Origin of the sequence: Enterococcus sp. DIV2402 (assembly GCF_017426705.2) — a bacterium.
GTDB classification, from domain to species: Bacteria; Bacillota; Bacilli; order Lactobacillales; family Enterococcaceae; genus Enterococcus_F; species Enterococcus_F lowellii.
In genome coordinates, this window is record NZ_CP147251.1 from 334,051 (window position 1) to 351,248 (window position 17,198).

The 17,198-nt window shown below is 31.7% G+C and carries 16 protein-coding genes; 6 read left to right on the forward strand and 10 right to left on the reverse strand.

Annotation, left to right across the window (positions count from 1 at the left end):
- The first annotated feature begins 25 nt into the window (after nucleotides 1-25).
- From DOK78_RS01510 to DOK78_RS01525, 4 genes are all read left to right on the forward strand, one after another.
- Nucleotides 26-796 (forward strand): MurR/RpiR family transcriptional regulator, encoded by a 771-nt coding sequence (locus DOK78_RS01510; RefSeq protein WP_138471301.1) that lies wholly within the window; start codon nucleotides 26-28, stop codon nucleotides 794-796.
- Nucleotides 797-996: 200 nt separating this feature from the next.
- On the forward strand, nucleotides 997-1,875 hold the full coding sequence (locus DOK78_RS01515; RefSeq protein ID WP_207941533.1) for a MurR/RpiR family transcriptional regulator: 879 nt from the start codon (nucleotides 997-999) through the stop codon (nucleotides 1,873-1,875).
- Nucleotides 1,876-2,012: 137 nt separating this feature from the next.
- The gene (locus tag DOK78_RS01520; protein WP_207941534.1) at nucleotides 2,013-3,947 is read left to right on the forward strand and encodes a beta-glucoside-specific PTS transporter subunit IIABC; all 1,935 of its coding nucleotides are present in this window, start codon (nucleotides 2,013-2,015) and stop codon (nucleotides 3,945-3,947) included.
- Nucleotides 3,948-3,972: 25 nt separating this feature from the next.
- Nucleotides 3,973-5,397, forward strand: coding sequence for a 6-phospho-beta-glucosidase (locus tag DOK78_RS01525; RefSeq protein WP_207941535.1), 1,425 nt, complete (start codon nucleotides 3,973-3,975; stop codon nucleotides 5,395-5,397).
- A gap of 279 nt (nucleotides 5,398-5,676) precedes the next feature.
- On the opposite strand, the gene DOK78_RS01530 is transcribed toward DOK78_RS01525, so the two are convergent.
- The 6 genes from DOK78_RS01530 to DOK78_RS01555 all read right to left on the reverse strand — a co-directional run bounded on the left by DOK78_RS01530 (nucleotide 5,677) and on the right by DOK78_RS01555 (nucleotide 10,934).
- Nucleotides 5,677-6,915: a CapA family protein gene (locus DOK78_RS01530; RefSeq protein ID WP_207941536.1), complete on the reverse strand. Its 1,239-nt coding sequence runs from the start codon at nucleotides 6,913-6,915 to the stop codon at nucleotides 5,677-5,679.
- 158 nt (nucleotides 6,916-7,073) lie between these two features.
- Nucleotides 7,074-8,231, reverse strand: a complete 1,158-nt coding sequence (locus DOK78_RS01535; RefSeq protein WP_207941537.1) for an NAD(P)-dependent malic enzyme — start codon at nucleotides 8,229-8,231, stop codon at nucleotides 7,074-7,076.
- Nucleotides 8,232-8,412: 181 nt separating this feature from the next.
- Complete coding sequence (locus DOK78_RS01540) at nucleotides 8,413-9,051, reverse strand: ATP-binding cassette domain-containing protein (RefSeq protein ID WP_207941538.1); 639 nt, start codon at nucleotides 9,049-9,051, stop codon at nucleotides 8,413-8,415.
- Entirely contained in the window at nucleotides 9,051-9,269 is a 219-nt protein-coding gene (locus DOK78_RS01545) for a hypothetical protein (RefSeq protein WP_207941539.1), read from the reverse strand. The genes DOK78_RS01540 and DOK78_RS01545 overlap by 1 nt, the downstream gene beginning before the upstream one ends.
- A 432-nt stretch (nucleotides 9,270-9,701) precedes the next feature.
- On the reverse strand, nucleotides 9,702-10,505 hold the full coding sequence (locus DOK78_RS01550; RefSeq protein ID WP_207941540.1) for a hypothetical protein: 804 nt from the start codon (nucleotides 10,503-10,505) through the stop codon (nucleotides 9,702-9,704).
- A 51-nt stretch (nucleotides 10,506-10,556) separates the two neighbouring features.
- On the reverse strand, nucleotides 10,557-10,934 hold the full coding sequence (locus tag DOK78_RS01555) for a hypothetical protein (protein ID WP_207941541.1): 378 nt from the start codon (nucleotides 10,932-10,934) through the stop codon (nucleotides 10,557-10,559).
- Between the two features lie 494 nt (nucleotides 10,935-11,428).
- Here DOK78_RS01555 and DOK78_RS01560 point away from each other — a divergent pair, with 494 nt between their 5' ends.
- Nucleotides 11,429-13,324 (forward strand): ATP-binding protein, encoded by a 1,896-nt coding sequence (locus DOK78_RS01560; RefSeq protein ID WP_207941542.1) that lies wholly within the window; start codon nucleotides 11,429-11,431, stop codon nucleotides 13,322-13,324.
- A 14-nt stretch (nucleotides 13,325-13,338) separates the two neighbouring features.
- Here the strand turns inward: DOK78_RS01560 and DOK78_RS01565 are convergent, their stop codons facing one another.
- From DOK78_RS01565 to DOK78_RS01580, 4 genes are all read right to left on the reverse strand, one after another.
- Complete coding sequence (locus DOK78_RS01565) at nucleotides 13,339-14,571, reverse strand: DNA cytosine methyltransferase (protein ID WP_207941543.1); 1,233 nt, start codon at nucleotides 14,569-14,571, stop codon at nucleotides 13,339-13,341.
- 130 nt (nucleotides 14,572-14,701) lie between these two features.
- On the reverse strand, nucleotides 14,702-15,187 hold the full coding sequence (locus tag DOK78_RS01570; RefSeq protein ID WP_207941544.1) for a hypothetical protein: 486 nt from the start codon (nucleotides 15,185-15,187) through the stop codon (nucleotides 14,702-14,704).
- 83 nt (nucleotides 15,188-15,270) lie between these two features.
- Nucleotides 15,271-15,849, reverse strand: a complete 579-nt coding sequence (locus tag DOK78_RS01575) for a hypothetical protein (RefSeq protein WP_207941545.1) — start codon at nucleotides 15,847-15,849, stop codon at nucleotides 15,271-15,273.
- A 222-nt stretch (nucleotides 15,850-16,071) separates the two neighbouring features.
- Entirely contained in the window at nucleotides 16,072-16,719 is a 648-nt protein-coding gene (locus tag DOK78_RS01580; RefSeq protein ID WP_207941546.1) for a LysM peptidoglycan-binding domain-containing protein, read from the reverse strand.
- Between the two features lie 159 nt (nucleotides 16,720-16,878).
- Here DOK78_RS01580 and DOK78_RS01585 point away from each other — a divergent pair, with 159 nt between their 5' ends.
- Nucleotides 16,879-17,190, forward strand: a complete 312-nt coding sequence (locus DOK78_RS01585) for a helix-turn-helix domain-containing protein (protein ID WP_207941547.1) — start codon at nucleotides 16,879-16,881, stop codon at nucleotides 17,188-17,190.
- Nucleotides 17,191-17,198: the final 8 nt, after the last annotated feature.

The window sequence follows — 17,198 nt, forward strand, 5'->3', positions numbered from 1 at the left end:
TATTTGAGATAGGATGAGTACTATTATGCGCTTTACAGATTTAGTAAACGAACATTATGCTGATTTAAACGAAACAGAGTTATTAATGTGTAATTATATCATGGAAAATATCGATATAATTCCCACTATGAGTACACTTGAATTTGCTAGAAATAGTTTATCCTCAAAGTCTTCAGTTATACGCTTTTCACAGAAATTAGGGTTTACTGGATTCACCGAACTTAGAAATTTCATTAAATGGCAAGATCATGAAGAACGTTTTGATGAGCAAATAACTTTTACTAATCAAGTAATTAAAGACATAGAACGTTTATTAAACATCTTGAAAGACCGCAACTGGCTCCCAATTTATCAAATTATTGATTCTGTAGATAATATCTACGTCATTACAACAGGGATTACACAAAAAAATCAGGCAGCAGAATTACAACGATTATTTCTTTTGATTGGTAAACCTCTGCAAATCATTCCTGGAAATGGTAGCTCCAACGAGTTCAGAAGAATCCTTGAGAGACTAACTGAAAAAGATATCGTTTTTGTTTTATCATTATCTGGAGAAAATAATCGGTTAGAATCTATCATTCATCAATTAGAACTTGTTAAAAGCAAAATTGTCTCAATTACCAGTTTACAGAATAATTGGTTATCTGGAAAATCAGATTTTAACTTGTATGCTACAACTAGTCGCAGTCCCTTACCTAAAGATTGGTGGCTACAGACAGCCTCTTCGTTTTTTGTTTTAATTGAAGCTTTTGCTTTTGGATATATGGATTATAAACGCAAAGAATCCTCTTAAACAATTATTTATCTTATGAAACGACGATGTATTCGTCGTTTTTTTATTCGGGTTGAAATAACGGCTTCACCTAAATTTTGATTGCGTAGTTGTTCTAAATTTGACTTATTTCAAATATAAAATATAGTATTAAGAAATTGGATTGACTACTCATTCTAGGTAGTCATGTTAGCCATAGTTATTACTGAGGAGGGTAAAAAATGTTAATTGAACAGCTTAGAAATGAAGAACATTTTACCAATCATGAAAAGGATGTTGCACATTTTATCTTAGACAATATTGATGAAGTTAGTAATATGACATCTGAGCAATTAGCTAAATCTGCTTATACAAGCAAAGCAACAGTAGTTCGTTTATGTCAAAAATTAGGTTTACATGGGTACCAAGAATTCCGACTAAAATTAGTAGCTGAAATCAATCAAAATAATCGCATTAATCGTTTGCTGGCTAATGAACCTATTACTAATGCTAGTAGTTATATGGACATCATGCAAACATTGCCTCTTCTCTATGATAAAGCAATAACTAACACGAGATTGTCTCTTGATAAAAATTGTATGAATCGGATTAATAACTCTTTGAAAAATTTAGATTGCATCAACATTTATGGTACAGGTATTAGCTACATGTTAGCTCAATCTGCAGCCTTTAAATTTTCTACTTTAGGAATCGACTGTTCGGCTTATGAAAGTATTAATGCGCATGCTTTATCTGCTAAGAAAGAAAAGAAAACAATTTCTTTTTTGATTAGTTTTACTGGTGCAAATAGAACAGTAACTCGAATTGCTGAATACTTAAAGCAATCGACAAATAATTATATTGTAGGCATAGTAGGACCACATCATGAAGATATTCAACAATGGTGTGACGAATTAATTGAGATTCCTAACAGAGATTCATTATTGAGCCTAGATATTATTACTTCATTTACCGCAACAAATTATATATTAGATATTTTCTTTTCCATCATTCTTGCTAATAATTATGATGCGCATGTTAAATCTTCAATTGAAATGTTACAATACGAATCCTTACTGTTAAATAAAAATTATGACAGCGTTTTGAATGAAAAAGAATAAATTTGGACTTTTGTTTCAGAAACATAGTCAAATTTTTTGTTATTTTTGAAACGATGGAACTTCCTTTTTTGTAAGCGTTGTCGACCAAAAATGGATATGCTAGACTACGCTTACACATATATATAGGAGGTTTCAACATGGGTAAGTATTATGAGTTGGCGAATATGATTGTAGAAAATGTTGGTGGTAAAGAAAATGTTACTGGTTTAATCCATTGTATCACCAGACTACGATTTACACTCAAAGATGAACACAAAGCAAATGATGATATTTTGAAAGCGATGGACGGTGTGGTTACCGTAATGAAAAGTGGTGGACAATACCAAGTGGTTATTGGGAATCATGTCCCTGAAGTCTACGAAGAAGTAATCAAATTACTAAATCTTAAAGATACGCAGCAACCAGAGACTACACCTGAAAATGGAAAATGGCTAGATAGAGTGATTGCTGTTGTATCAGGTATTTTTCAACCAATATTAAGTATTATGGCAGCTTGTGGAATGCTTAAAGGTTTTAATACATTGTTTGTGACATTAGGTTTATACAGTGATACAAGTGGTGGTTATTTAATTATAAATGCTGCTGGAGATGCATTATTTACATTTTTACCATTATTCTTAGGATACACTGCTGCAAAAAAATTCGGATTAAAGCCAATGTTAGGCTTAGCAATGGGCGCTGCAATGTGTTATCCAGGAATTCAAGCAAGTGCACTTTCTGCGGGGGCTGAACCACTATATACGGTTTTAAATAATACTATGTTTGCTTCACCAGTGTATGTTGATTTCTTTGGACTTCCTATTATTTCAATTGATTATACAGGTACTGTTATTCCTGTGATTTTAGCCGTTTGGTTCGCTGCAAAATGTGAAAAATTATTTAATAAATTTGTACCCGATTTAGTGAAATTTTTCTTCGTTCCAATGTTAACATTATTGATTGCATTACCTATCGCAATTCTGTTCCTTGGTCCTATTGCAACATTTGGCTCCACTTTGATTTCAGAATTCACTCTGGCAATAAGAAGCTTTAGCCCTTTACTTGCTGGAGCAATTGTTGGTGCAACATGGCAAATTCTTGTTATTTTTGGTATGCATTGGGGATTCATTCCAGTTTATATTAATAATGTGATGACTTTAGGCTATGATAACGTAATGATGCCTTTCTTTGCATGCACATTCGCAACATCAGCAGTTGTTTTAGGAATTTTCTTTAAAACGAAAGATAAAAAATTAAAACAAATGGCTATCCCTAACTTCATATCAGGCATTTTCGGCGTTACCGAACCCGCTATTTACGGTATGTTACTTCCATTAAAAAAACCATTCATCATTAGTTGTATTGCAGGTGGAATTGGGGGCGCTTTTTATGGTTACTTTAACTTCAGAAAATTTATTATGGGTGGAATGGGTATTTTTGAATTACCTAATATGATGAATCCAGATGGATCAATGGGTAATATTATTGTAGCTCTAGTAGGAATTATTATTTCTATGGTTGTTGGATTTGTATTAACGATGATTTTCTATAACGAGCCAACTGTTCAACCAATAAATAATCGTATTAGTGATGTAACTACGAATTCCAATCTGACAAAAATAAAGCAAAAAACACATAAACTTTCTGTATTTAGTCCAATTAAAGGAGAAATCATCCCATTATCAGAAGTTGCAGATGAAGCCTTTGCAATGGAGATTTTGGGTAAAGGGGTTGGCATTATTCCAAGTGAAGGATTAGTTGTAGCTCCAGTAGATGGGATTATCACTACGCTATTTCCGACATTACATGCGATTGGAATTACTAGTAATGATGGCGTCGAATTATTAATTCATGTTGGCTTAGATACGGTGCAATTAGACGGAGAGGGCTTTAACGCCTTCGTTAAACAAGGCGACAACGTTATTCAGGGACAAAAATTATTAGAATTCGATATTGAAAAAATACAAAAAGCTGGTTATTCAATTACAACACCTGTCGTAGTCACAAATACAGCCTCTTATCTTAGCGTAGTAAAAGAAAGTGTTCAATCTATAGAAGGAGGCGACTTATTATTAACAATAACTGTTTCATAATTAATTTATGTAGGGAGTGTTTTAAATGACAATAAGGAATGATTTTTTATGGGGTGGAGCTACTTCAGCGAATCAATATGAAGGTGGCTATAATCTAGATGGTAAAGGGTTATCTTCTATGGATATCGTTCCTTCAGGTAACACTCGTTCTGACATCATTCAAGGGTACTTAAATAGTTTCTCAATTGATAATCATTTATACTACCCCACACATAAAGCCGTTGATTTTTATCATCGTTATCAAGAAGATATAGCTTTATTTTCTGAAATGGGTTTTAAGGCCTACCGATTAAGTATTTCTTGGACACGAATTTTTCCTAATGGAGATGAACTTAAACCCAATGAAGCCGGTTTGAAATTTTACGAAAATATATTTAAAGAATGTAAAAAATTTAATATTCAACCCATTGTAACAATCTCTCATTTTGATGTTCCTTTATACCTAGTTAAAAAAATTGGGGCTTGGAAAAGTCGAAAAATGATTGATTATTACTTAAAACTTTGCAAGATTTTGTTTGAGTATTACAAAGAGTACGTGGAATATTGGTTGACCTTTAACGAAATTAATATGATACTTCATGCTCCTTTTATGGCTGCCGGAATTACTTTTAATGCTGAAGACAATGAAGAACAAATTAAATATCAGGCTGCACATCATGAACTTATCGCTAGTTCTCTTGCCACAAAAATGGCAAAAGAAATTAATCCTAACAATAAAATTGGCTGTATGTTTGCCGCAGGAAGTGCCTATCCATACAGTTGTGATCCAAAAGATGTTTGGGAAGCTTTGAAAGTAAATCAAGAAAATTATTTCTTTGTTGATATTCAGTCGCGAGGAAAATATCCTAATTATGCCTTAAAAACATTCCAACATAAAGGAATAACTATAGTAATGGAGGAAAACGATGAACAAATCCTTTCTAAATATCCTGTCGATTTTATCTCGTTTTCTTATTACAATAGTCGATGTATTGCAAATAAAAATAGTGACGCAGAATTGACGGATGGCAATTTATTTGCCACTGCCAAAAACCCGTATCTTAAGACAAGTGAATGGGGCTGGCCAATTGATCCTTTAGGTTTGCGAATTACTTTAAATGAGGTTTATGATCGTTATCAAAAACCAATGATTATTGTAGAAAACGGCTTAGGAGCAGTAGATACAATTAATGATAATGGCAAAATAAAAGATACTTATCGTATACAGTATCTATCCGATCATATAAAAGCTATAAAACTAGCAATCGAAGAAGATGGTGTAGATTTATTTGGATATACTGCTTGGGCAGCATGTGATATCATAAGTGCTTCTTCTGGAGAAATGAAAAAGCGTTATGGATTTATTTATGTTGAGGCAGATGATAATGGTATTGGCACATTTAACCGTCTGAAAAAAGAAAGTTTTTATTGGTATAAAAAAGTAATTCAATCAAATGGAGAGATTCTCTAACAATTACACGTACTAAATAAGTTTGCTCAGTATAAAATTATTTAGTTTCAACAACAGTTCGAACAGTACTCTCTTTGTCTACTATAGCAATAAGTACTGTTCGACTTTATTTTTTAACTATTTATGAAAATTTTTAACTCATCTATACAAAAGAGCACTTCCCAACTTGGAAAGTGCCTTTAAATCTCACCTATAAGTGAAGAAACAGTTTCTAATTACTATGCAAGAGTAAAGTCCTCTCTTTTTTCAACTAAAAATCTATTTCATTCTAACCTACCCCTACCACTTCAAATCCAACAATTCAATCATTTCATGATAAGCTGTTTCGATTCGTTGTCGAGTTTCTTCTGGCACTTGATTAGCGTATTGTCCATCCGGCAAATAATCTTCTGCCAGTACAACTTGAAAATCGTAAGCCTGCATATCACCATACTCAAAATCATAATAAGTATGATTGGGAATTGGTTCTCTGGATACCCACGTAGGATGCAAGGTTACATTACTTAGATAAGTTCGATCGCCTTCTTTGGTAATCTCCACTTCCGGAATGACACCTCTTTCCGTCCAATAATTATAGTTAACCGTTTCATATCGTTGATTTGACAATAAATTCCCCATTGAGTAGATGATGAATTTCTTTTCGCCATCTTTTTCTACTATCTCCGTAGGTTCTGCAACATGTGGATGTCCACCAAAGATAATATCTGCCCCAAAATCAATCATTTGACGATAAACTGTTTGCTGTTCTTCTGTTGGTTCTAATGCATATTCAACACCTGATTGTGGCATAACAATCGTAATATCTGCTATTTTCTCCGCTTCTTTGATTTCAGCTTCAACTTTTTCTATCGATAAATCTTTTAAATATTTGTCATAGTCTTCTTGGCTAATGCTTTCTTCAATTCCGTTAAACCCATAGGAATAAGCCAGCATCGCTACTTTAATACCATTCACTTCTTTCACTAGAATGTCATCGTCATCAACATTGACACCTATTGTGTCTAATCCCGCCTCACGAAAAGCAGTCGCCGTAGTGGTTACTCCTTCAATTCCTGTATCTAGAATATGATTATGTGCCAAATCGATAACATCAAAACCCGCATCTTTAATACTATCAACCACACTTGGTGGCGCATTGAATAAAGGAAAACCACCAATCTCTTTATTCGGATTGATTGTTCCTTCAAAATCGCCTAATGCGATATCTGCCGACGAAATCAGCGGTTTGACTTGGTCATAGTCATTAGCAAAATCGTACCCTTCACCGTCAAACGAACTTAAATAGAGCGGTCGATGATAGAGCATATCTCCACTTGCAGTGACGGTAATTGTTTGCGGTCCTTGATTTTTCGTTTGACTGGTTTTTGTATCACGCACCTCATCTGCATTTTTCGGTGAACTTAGCCCTTTATAAACAATAAAATATCCTGTACTAATAATTGAGATAAACAGCAGTACCACCAACAAACCAAAGATAATCTTTTTTTCTCTCCTAGAAAGCCAACGTTTATCATTCATTTTTTATCACCTTTCCATTGTCTTACTTGAAAACAACTTCATCGTAGCTACGAACATTGTGTGAAAACACACTCAAAACTAATTACGTAATAGGTTCTTTTTATATATTATTATACTGAAAATTTCATCTGTTTAACAGGATCTCTTTTTTCATGAAATTAAATAGCCTTCACCACTGCCTGTGCAACAACCTGAGTAACATTATCTTGAAAGACATTTGGCATGATATTTGTTGGTGTCAATTCTTCCTCAGAAATCAAATTCGCAATAGCTACTGCAGCAGCTATTTGCATTTCATCAGTAATTTTTGTCGCTTTTGCATCTAAAACTCCTCTAAAAATCCCAGGGAAAGCTAAGACATTGTTCATCTGGTTTGGATAATCACTACGACCTGTGCCGACAATATACGCACCCGCTGCCAATGCTTCTTCTGGTAAAATCTCTGGTATTGGATTTGCCAATGCAAAAATAACCGGTTTTTCAGCCATGTGATGAATCCATTCCGCTTTTAAAACATTTCCCTGTGACACACCAATAAAAATATCCGCATCAACCAAGGCATCCTGTAACGTCCCAGAAACAAACGTGCGATTCGTTACTTTGGCAATGTCTAAATGATGAGGCAATAGCGACGTACCCTCTTGCTCATTTAAAATACCAGCTTTATCTACTACCAAAATATTGTGAATTCCCGCTGCTAAGAATTTTCTAGTAATCGCAATACCCGCTGCCCCACCACCATTAACTACTACTTTAATCTCATCTCGTGATTTTCCAATTAATTTTAAACTATTGAAAGTTGCCGCCAAAGCCACAATCGCTGTTCCATTTTGATCATCATGAAAAATAGGAATCGCACATTCATCCATTAAGCGTCGTTCAATTTCAAAACATCTAGGTGCCGCAATATCTTCTAAATTGATTCCTCCAAAAGTTGGTGAAATTGCTTTGACAACTTGAATAATTTCATCAATATCCTGTGTATCTAGCACAATAGGAATCGTATCAATATTTCCAAAACGTTTAAACAATGCCGCTTTCCCTTCCATTACTGGCAAAGCCGCTTCAGGACCAATATTTCCTAACCCTAATACTGCTGAACCATCACTAACCATCGCGATAGTATTTTTCTTCATCGTTAATTCACGGGCAAGCCCCTTATTCTCCACAATAGCTGAAGAAACAGCCGCCACTCCCGGTGTATAAACAACACTCAAATCCTCAGGCAGATTAATAGCCGCTTTTGGAGTGATCGACAGCAAGCCGCCATTTTGTTTCACCTGCTCCAATGCCAATTCTTTTACATCTTTAGTCATGATTTTTCCTCCATATCTAAATAGAAAACGGATACAAATTGTTTTATTTATTATCTTACCATAAAATAAATGTCATTATATATGAAAAAGACACTTTCCGGAGAGGGAGAGTGTCTGAGATGTAATATTGGGTGGTAGATGAAACCCCACTCATAATCATTTGATAAGGAACCGTAAAAATTCAGTGTGGACTACAATCATCTATAATTTGCTCATTTTCGATTCTAAATATCTGATCACACAATAATTCAATATCATTTTGGACGTGAGAAGTTAATATAATAATCCGATTTTTTTGATATTTTTGAATTAGCTGATAAGTTAAATTAACACTTTCTTGATCTAAGGGATTAAACGGTTCATCTAATATTAAAATTTCTGAACTAGGCATAAAAGCTTGAATAATTCCCATTTTTTGCTTTGTTCCCATTGATAAATTTTTAAATTTATGTTGTTTATAATGTGTTAAATCAAAATATGCAAGCCATTCTTCCAAGTCAATTCCTTTGTGATTTTCACACATTTTTCTAATTAGCTCTAAATTGTCCCACAGACTCAAGTGTGCTAAAAATTGCGGATGACCAATGAAGATTCCTGCTTTTTCCAAATAATTATTTTTTTCTCTAATAGTCCTCTCACCTTGTTGAATCTGGCCACTAGTTAGCTTGATATATCCAGCTAATGCTTTTAATAAAACTGTTTTTCCGGAACCATTTACGCCGATAATTCCATAAGTGTGATTTTTTTCAAAGTTTAAATTTACATTTCTAAAAATCTCTCGCCCATCATATTTTTTATAACCATTCTTAATCGTTAACACTAGCTATCCTCTCCTCTTGAAAAAGTACCTAGTGGTGTATAAAATTGAATAACTACCACTAAACATACTAAAAATAACCATTTTGGATGCTGATAGGTTTCTAACATCATGGGAATGGTAAATATACACCCAACTAAACCAAATAACATATTACTTACACTTAAAATAAGTAAAACAAAATAGATAATTACAATGGAATAAAAAAATATAACTGGCAACAAAAGTGTCTCCCAGGATATAAAAGATACCTTTAAAACAGCTATGACAAGGATACAACCACAAAATACCAAATAATCTTTAGTAACCTGCTTAGTAATAAGTATAATTAATCGAATTAAGTATTGATGACGACTTTTCGAATGAAATTGAACAGTACTGCGAAATCCATCACTCACCTCAATCATTAACAGAATGCTTTGATAGAATATTAGGAGAAACAGACCCAGAATAAATATGAGTTTGACGAAATCAAATTGTTTCTCACCAAAACTGCTAATTGCAGTTATCGTCAAAACACCTTCTTCTAAAAATTCCAAACTACTTAATCTTTGAGATCCCCCTAATGTAGTCATTTCATAAAGATAGTTTAGAAAAAGAAGACAGATAATCCACCGAAGAACAATAAAAAAAACTACTTTAACTGGCCTCATTTAACAAACCTCACCGTCTGTCGTTCTCCATAAAATAACAAAAAACAACAAATAAGGCAGATAGGTCAAGATAATCTGTGGGACTGTCAATTCCGTGTAGCTTGTTACCATGAGTGATGTCATAGGTACAATGTACTGATTATTGACAAACATATACATTAAAGGTGACAGAATCCATAAAAAAACAAGATAAGTCAGTATCCCAAGTGAAAAACGTTTAAAATAATCAATACAATAATACACAAGCATACTATTTAAGACTAAAGCTATCATCTTTACTAACCAGTAGAAGATAGCATAACTCCCTATACTTGATGAAAATATTGTTAAAAAGCTATCTCTTGCAAAGTCATTTTCTAATATTTTTGAATGAAAAACACCACCGAAAGCTGCAATAAAGATAATAATTATATAAATCATACTAAAAAAAAGAACAACTGTAAGACTACTATATATTTTTAATTTCATTAAATTTTTTGCATATAAATTGTTTTTACCAATATAAAATTTCAAATAATTGCTTTTTAATAAAGAGTAACTATACCCTGTAAAAGAAATTAATATAGGGAAACCAAATGATTGATAAAAATTATATTCAAATAACGCATTATTATACGAAATAGAAGTAGATAGTAGCTGTGATTTCACATATTCTCCTCCAAATTCTACTAAATCTGGTGCTGTTGTATCAAAAGTAAAATAAATTTTCATCGTGTTCCAATAAATAAGCGAAAGAAAGACAAACAGAAACAAGATGATCGTTTTTTTGTAAGGTACTATCTTAAGATATGCAGTCATTTTCATTTTAATACTCCTAAATCATTAATTATGTTAACAGGCGTTATTTTTTAATTACTATTTATCCGGTGACCAACTTCCTGTAACTATTGTTTGCACATCAAACCAATTTTCTCTAGCCATACTAATTTTATATGAATATCCTTTACTAGCCCAATTAGCATACTCTTTTCGAGAACCTGTAGACAACATATTCACTTGGCTACGATCTTCATTACCAGAATTTCTCAAAACATTTTTAACCTTAATATTGTTTTTTCTTGAATCTAAGTTCAATACATGTGACCCATTTTTTTCTTTTAACAACAATCCCGAATTATAATAGAAACCAGACATTGAGATACTAAAAGAACCAATACTTCTAGCCAAAACGATAGGTGTCATTAACATAAAACAGAATACTAATAAACCCGATAAAACAAACTTTTTCTTCATATATATTCTCCCCACCAACAAACCTGTTCACGATATTTATTGTAACAAAATTAATAAAGTAGTAACCAAAAGTACCCTAAACGTTGAATATCTTGTCTTGAACGTATGTTTTTTTAATAAACACAAAAAAGACACTTTCCGCAATTGGAAAGTGTCTGAAATCCAGATATAAAACGAATTAACGTTTTGAGAACTGTGAAGCTTTACGAGCTTTCTTAAGACCTGGTTCTAACAACTTTTATTTTCATAAGTTTCAAAAGCCTTTAATATCAATCTTTTCAATCAAATGAAACATCACCGATTTCATCTAATTTCAATCAATTTCATCTGAATGGTGTGAATTTTAGATTAAAAACTATAATTTTGAGCTAGAAATTATCAAAGTTCACACCATTACCTGAAATAATATAGAATGAAACCATCAAATAAAATATATTGATTAATCAATTATATTACATTCATTTCTGTTACAATACTTTTAAGAGGTGATAAAAATGGAAAAAGGGTTTGAAATTAATTTTGACAAAAATACTATAGATCACTTAGGCATTAAATTATATAGTTCATTTCCACCAGTTATTGCTGAAATGATTTCCAATTCATACGATGCTGATGCCGAATACGTTCAAGTAAAAATTAATTACATTGATAAAATTGTCAGTATTATTGATGACGGACACGGAATGAGTCATGATGAACTAAATAAAAGTTTCTTAGTTATTGGTCGAAATCGTAGAGAAGATGAAAAAACTGGATTATCAAAAATAAAGAAAAGAAAAGTGACTGGTAAAAAAGGGCTTGGAAAGTTAGCTGTTTTTGGTATAGCTAAAACTATTGAAGTGCATTCTATAAAAGATGGCTTAAAAAATGCGTTTAGAATAAACTATGAGCAACTTAAAAGTGCTGAAAATAGTAGCTATATTCCTGAAGTGATATCCGAGCATTTACCTACAAGTGAACCTAACGGAACAATTGTAATAATAAAAGATATTAAACAAAAAAATATAACTAGTATTGATGACTTAGCAATTAGTTTATCTAGTAGATTCTCATTTTTTGATACTGATTTTTCTGTAACTATAGAAAATCCAAACAATAAAACTGAAAACAAACCAGTAACTAAATCATTGTATTTCGATAATCTAGAAAAAGAGTATACTTGGAAGTTCCCAGAAGATTTTAGCGAAGAAATAAAAAAAGATATTCATCTAAAATTTTTAAATGACCATAATGTAACAGGCGAAATTTTCACTAAAAAAACACCTTTAAAAAGTAGTGAAACAGGTTTTCTATTATATGCTAGAAAGAAACTTGCATCTGAACATGTTTTTTTCAACGATCGTTCAAATGATCGATTTAATAGCTACGTTACGGGATTCTTTCACATTGATTTTATTGATGAAAGTAACAATGACGATATTATTGCTACAGCTAGACAATCTATATTATGGGATGAAAATGAAGATATAAAAACATTGAAACTTGGTTTAGATGCACTAGTTAAAAAAATTGGAAACGATTGGAAAAAGAAAAGGAAAGAAACAAAATCAAAAAAAATTGATAAATTAATTCCTGATGATTTTTTTAATGAACTCTCCCCAGTTGAAAAAGCAAGCCTCACTAAAGTCAAAAATGCTTTATTAAGTAATTCAACAGATAGCAATGATGTCGAGCCTGTTATTAAAGTTTTAGATACTATGAAATCAATGTATAAATTTGAAAGCTTCCAAGCATATGTCGAAGATTTACAAGAAGACCAACTTACACTAGAAGCTGTAACTAAAATAGCTTCTGACTGGGAAGCTATAGAATCCAAAGAACTTGCTAAAGTAGCAGTTGGAAGAATACAGGCTATTGAACAATTTGAAAAGTATGTTAACGAGGACGCAAGCGAAAGTAAAGTTATACAACCTTTCCTAGAGAAATTTCCTTGGATATTAGATCCCAGAATAACATCTTTTGAAAGAGAAATAACTTTTAAAAGGATACTAAAAGAAAATTTTGAAGATGAAGACCTAGAAGAAAAAAATAGACGTATAGACTTTCTATGTAATGCCGTAAACGGTGAATTAATAATTATTGAACTTAAAAGACCTTCAATAAAAATCAGTCTTAAAGAGATTCAGCAAGCCAGAAGATATGAACGTTTTATTAAAGAAAAATATAAAAATGCCTACGGGAATAAGGTCACCACTTACCTAATATCGGATAGATATAGTATGGACGACGAAGCACTTGATATGGCAGAGTCATATGAAAATGACGGGAAACTATTTATTAAATCCTATTCAGAATTACTAGAGAAAGCTAAACAATTTAATCAAGAATTTATAAAAAAATATGAAGAAATTAATAATATAAAACAAGACACCAACACTAAGAATTCTTAGTATTGGTGTCTTGTTTATAGGATTTCTATAAGTGTTTCTGCAATTTTTCTAGATAATATCGGCGGAACTGCGTTCCCAATTTGTTTAAATGCAGCTGTTCTTGAGGATTCAAAGTAATAATCGTCTGGAAAACTTTGAATTCTAGCCGCTTCTCTGACAGTTATCGATCGATTTTGTTTAACATCTGGATGGATATAGTAATGTCCATCTTTTGCAATATGTGCTACTACAGTATGACTATACGATGTCCCATCAATAGCTTTAAATCTATCCACAAATGCCTTGGTATTTTTATGAGTCTGCAACCTTTTGGGTAAATCATAATAATGAACATTTTTACCTTCTTTTTTTGCTTTTGCTACTATTTTGTATATTTCTAAATCATTTTTATTATGTGGTCTCGCAATTTGATATGTTAATGGCATATATTCATATTTCCTAATATATTTTCTCACATAATCATTTAAAGAGTTAGTTGAATAAGTATCACAGCTACTTCCACTTTTTAAATTAGGTAAGTCTTTTAAAAGTTCAAAAATAATTGGTGGTGTTTCTTCCATTGTATCTATAACTTCAAAAAAAGAACTATTTAAATTAATAGTATTTTTAGTTCCCACTAAAAATAATCGTTCTCGTTTCTGGGAGACTCCGAACTTTTCAGAATTTAAAATTTTATATTCTAATTCATATCCTACACTTGAAAAAGCACTAATTATCTTTGGAAATAATAATTCACCTTTTTGATCTTTAAATGATAGTAACCCTTTTACATTTTCAAAAACAAAAAAATCTGGTGAATATTTTTTTAAAAATTCAATATAATATTCATACAAATAGATTCTAGAATCAGTTTCTTTTATTTTCTTATTTCTAGCACGCCCTATAGTTGAATACGCTTGACACGGAGGTCCTCCTATAATACCAGCTAAGTGATTATTATCTAATTTGGTATCTATAATACTAAAAATATCTAATAAATTATTTTGATTGATTTCAAAATTTTGAACTTTATCGATAATCTCATTAGGGACAGTTTCATATAACTCATCACGACTAATCAATTTATTTAGATAGTCTGTATAAATACTTAAATTATTACTTTCTTTTAAATAGTAAAAAGCTTCTCGAGTTTTTAAAGATAGACAAGCATCTTTATCCATTTCTACATGACATATTATTTCAAAATTATCACTTCTAAAGCCTTCAGTTAATCCCCCAGCCCCAGAAAATAAGTCTAAGATTTTCATCTACTCACCTCTCTCAATTAGAATTAGTATACCAGGTTTCTTATGAAATTCAAAAATTATTATTCTACCACTAATTAAAATATTTTACTACCGTTACTAATTTATATATTTCTTTTTATTGCTTAATATATTATTTACCAAATTCTTCTCTCCACGTCGAACTACCTGCCCAAACTTTCTTATACTTCTTGCCTTCCTTTGTACCACCTTCATAGAATCTAACTTCACCAATCTCTATAATTCCATTCTTAAAAGTAAATTTCTCTTTTTCTAGTTCGCTAATATCAATTCCATCAAGTATATCACTAGGATTTAATTCATTGGAATTTTTAGACATCTTCATATCTAAGTAATTTTTATCAACAATTTCAAGTGTCCCTTCACTTGCAGGAGGATTATATTGTGCTGATTCAGCTACTTTATATTTTTCCTTGTCATCACTAGATGAAACTATCTCTAACTTATGGACTTGTATACCTTCGCTAGAATTTTCGGATACTGTCATGGGTTTAGTCTGCTCATAATAGTAAACTCCTGATAAATCTTTCTTTCCACAACCCGATAGAACTATCAAACTAACAATGGCTAATAAAATACTTATTTTTACTTTTTTCATAATCCTTACACTCCTTAATTTTCTATACATATTAAAAGACTGGTTTAAAACTAACATAGTTTTCCCCAGTCTTTATACTTAACTTATTTTTTTGACGTATTAAAAGCTGATATTGTTGATGATATAGCTGTAACTCTAGCACTTCTCTCTGTCGCTTGTACAGATGCTAGGCTTTGTTCAGCTAAATTATTTTGATATTCTGCATTACGTTGATTTTCCAATAAATTAAATGCTTCTTTCAAATTACTTGCTCTTTCATCTTTAATTAACGAATACAGCCTAAAAATAGAATCATAATCATAAAATTCAATGGGGAAATTCTGCACTTCCATTAAATATTCTGTTTTACTCATTTCTTCATCTAATTTTTTTCTTAAAACTTGAACATCATAAGAACTAGTCTTTATTTTGTTAATTTTAACATATACTAACCAACCAGTAATCACTCCAAAAATTACACCCGAAAATGCTTCTGTTACATTATGGGCAGTAATAAAACCTAAAATTGATAATAATCCAAATACTATAATCCTTTTATTCCATTGTCTTTTAGCTTTTTCTTCGATTATCAACTTTTTATTTAACAGTTTTTCTAATCTAGTTACTTCTTTCGTTACCTGTTGTTTATAAGAAAGACTAGTTAGTAATTCTTCTTTATTCATATATTCCTCCTAAAAAAAAAATAATCAATAATTGGAACACACTTTATTCACTCCAAACAGATACTCCATAACTATTTGCTGCATAACCTTCCATCAAGAAATCATCCGCGTAGTTATCAATAAACTGATATGCCTCAGCCTTTGTATCAAAAATTTTCGTACCAATGACTATATCAAATTCATTCGTATCCCTACCTTCATACCAGACAGTATAACGTTGTTTTACTTCGTTAGGATCAGTCGGATCTTTTGGTTTTGTTGGAACTTCTGGTTCACTGGTGCTGGTGTTTCTGGTTTCACTGGAACTTCTGGTTCTACTGGCGCTGGTGTTTCTGGTTTCACTGGAACTTCTGGCTCTACTGGTGTTGGTGTTTCTGGCTTCGCTGGATTAACTGTAATATCCTCATCACCTATAATTTGCTCATCAGATATACCTTTACTTTGAACATCACTAGTAACATCCGCGCCTATAGGTTTTGTTGAAATAATTTTATTCGAATCTTTTAATTCTACTCCCTCATTAATCTGTTTACCTTCTGATGTTTCTGCTGTTAAATTACCAACTCTGTCCCATCTAATAACTGTTCCTATTTTCAAATGATATTCTTCACCATTTGACAAATTAATGTTATTAACAACTGCTAATGTTTTTATATTCACATTAATTTTCATACCAATAGCCCACAAAGTATCTCCCTCTACCATAGTAGAGCTATTTTGACCTTCAACTATTTTAATACTTTCAGGAGTATTGGCTTTCCAAGTCGTAGATGCAAGTACCGTTGTTCCTGTTCCAATTGTTATAACTCCAAGTACAATTAAAGCCAAAATTCTAACATTATTTTTGAATTTCAAATCCTTTTTTTTCATAAAATAATTATCCACCTTTCATATAAAAGTACACGTATTAAATATACTTAATATAGATTATATTAGCATATTTAACCTAAAGTATCAACATTACATATATAAAGTGAACGTAATAACAGTACATGTTTTTGATATTGTTATTTGAGAGGGTGATTAATAATGTCTTTAGAATTTTTCGGTGAAAGATTAAAAGCAGTTCGAAAAGCAAAACGTTTAACACAACTAGACTTATCGAAAAGATTAGACGTAAGTAAAGGTACTATTTCATCTTACGAGCAAGGTAAATCTTTTCCATCAATTGAAACATTAATAAAAATTTGCCATATATTAGATACATCATCAGATTATCTACTGGGAATCTCTGATGACTTGCCTTTTAAAATGGGGGGGCTAACAGATGAGCAGATGGAAAGTGTACTTCAATTTGTTTCCTTAATAGAAAAATCAAATAGTATTATCGAAAATGAATAAAATAGCTA

Coding starts and splice junctions, on each gene's coding strand:
- DOK78_RS01510 (WP_138471301.1), top strand. CDS start 26: ATGCGCTTTACAGATTTAGTAAACGAACATTATGCTGATTTAAACGAA.
- DOK78_RS01515 (WP_207941533.1), top strand. CDS start 997: ATGTTAATTGAACAGCTTAGAAATGAAGAACATTTTACCAATCATGAA.
- DOK78_RS01520 (WP_207941534.1), top strand. CDS start 2,013: ATGGGTAAGTATTATGAGTTGGCGAATATGATTGTAGAAAATGTTGGT.
- DOK78_RS01525 (WP_207941535.1), top strand. CDS start 3,973: ATGACAATAAGGAATGATTTTTTATGGGGTGGAGCTACTTCAGCGAAT.
- DOK78_RS01530 (WP_207941536.1), bottom strand. CDS start 6,915: ATGAATGATAAACGTTGGCTTTCTAGGAGAGAAAAAAAGATTATCTTT.
- DOK78_RS01535 (WP_207941537.1), bottom strand. CDS start 8,231: ATGACTAAAGATGTAAAAGAATTGGCATTGGAGCAGGTGAAACAAAAT.
- DOK78_RS01550 (WP_207941540.1), bottom strand. CDS start 10,505: ATGAAAATGACTGCATATCTTAAGATAGTACCTTACAAAAAAACGATC.
- DOK78_RS01555 (WP_207941541.1), bottom strand. CDS start 10,934: ATGAAGAAAAAGTTTGTTTTATCGGGTTTATTAGTATTCTGTTTTATG.
- DOK78_RS01560 (WP_207941542.1), top strand. CDS start 11,429: ATGGAAAAAGGGTTTGAAATTAATTTTGACAAAAATACTATAGATCAC.
- DOK78_RS01565 (WP_207941543.1), bottom strand. CDS start 14,571: ATGAAAATCTTAGACTTATTTTCTGGGGCTGGGGGATTAACTGAAGGC.
- DOK78_RS01570 (WP_207941544.1), bottom strand. CDS start 15,187: ATGAAAAAAGTAAAAATAAGTATTTTATTAGCCATTGTTAGTTTGATA.
- DOK78_RS01575 (WP_207941545.1), bottom strand. CDS start 15,849: ATGAATAAAGAAGAATTACTAACTAGTCTTTCTTATAAACAACAGGTA.
- DOK78_RS01580 (WP_207941546.1), bottom strand. CDS start 16,719: ATGAAAAAAAAGGATTTGAAATTCAAAAATAATGTTAGAATTTTGGCT.
- DOK78_RS01585 (WP_207941547.1), top strand. CDS start 16,879: ATGTCTTTAGAATTTTTCGGTGAAAGATTAAAAGCAGTTCGAAAAGCA.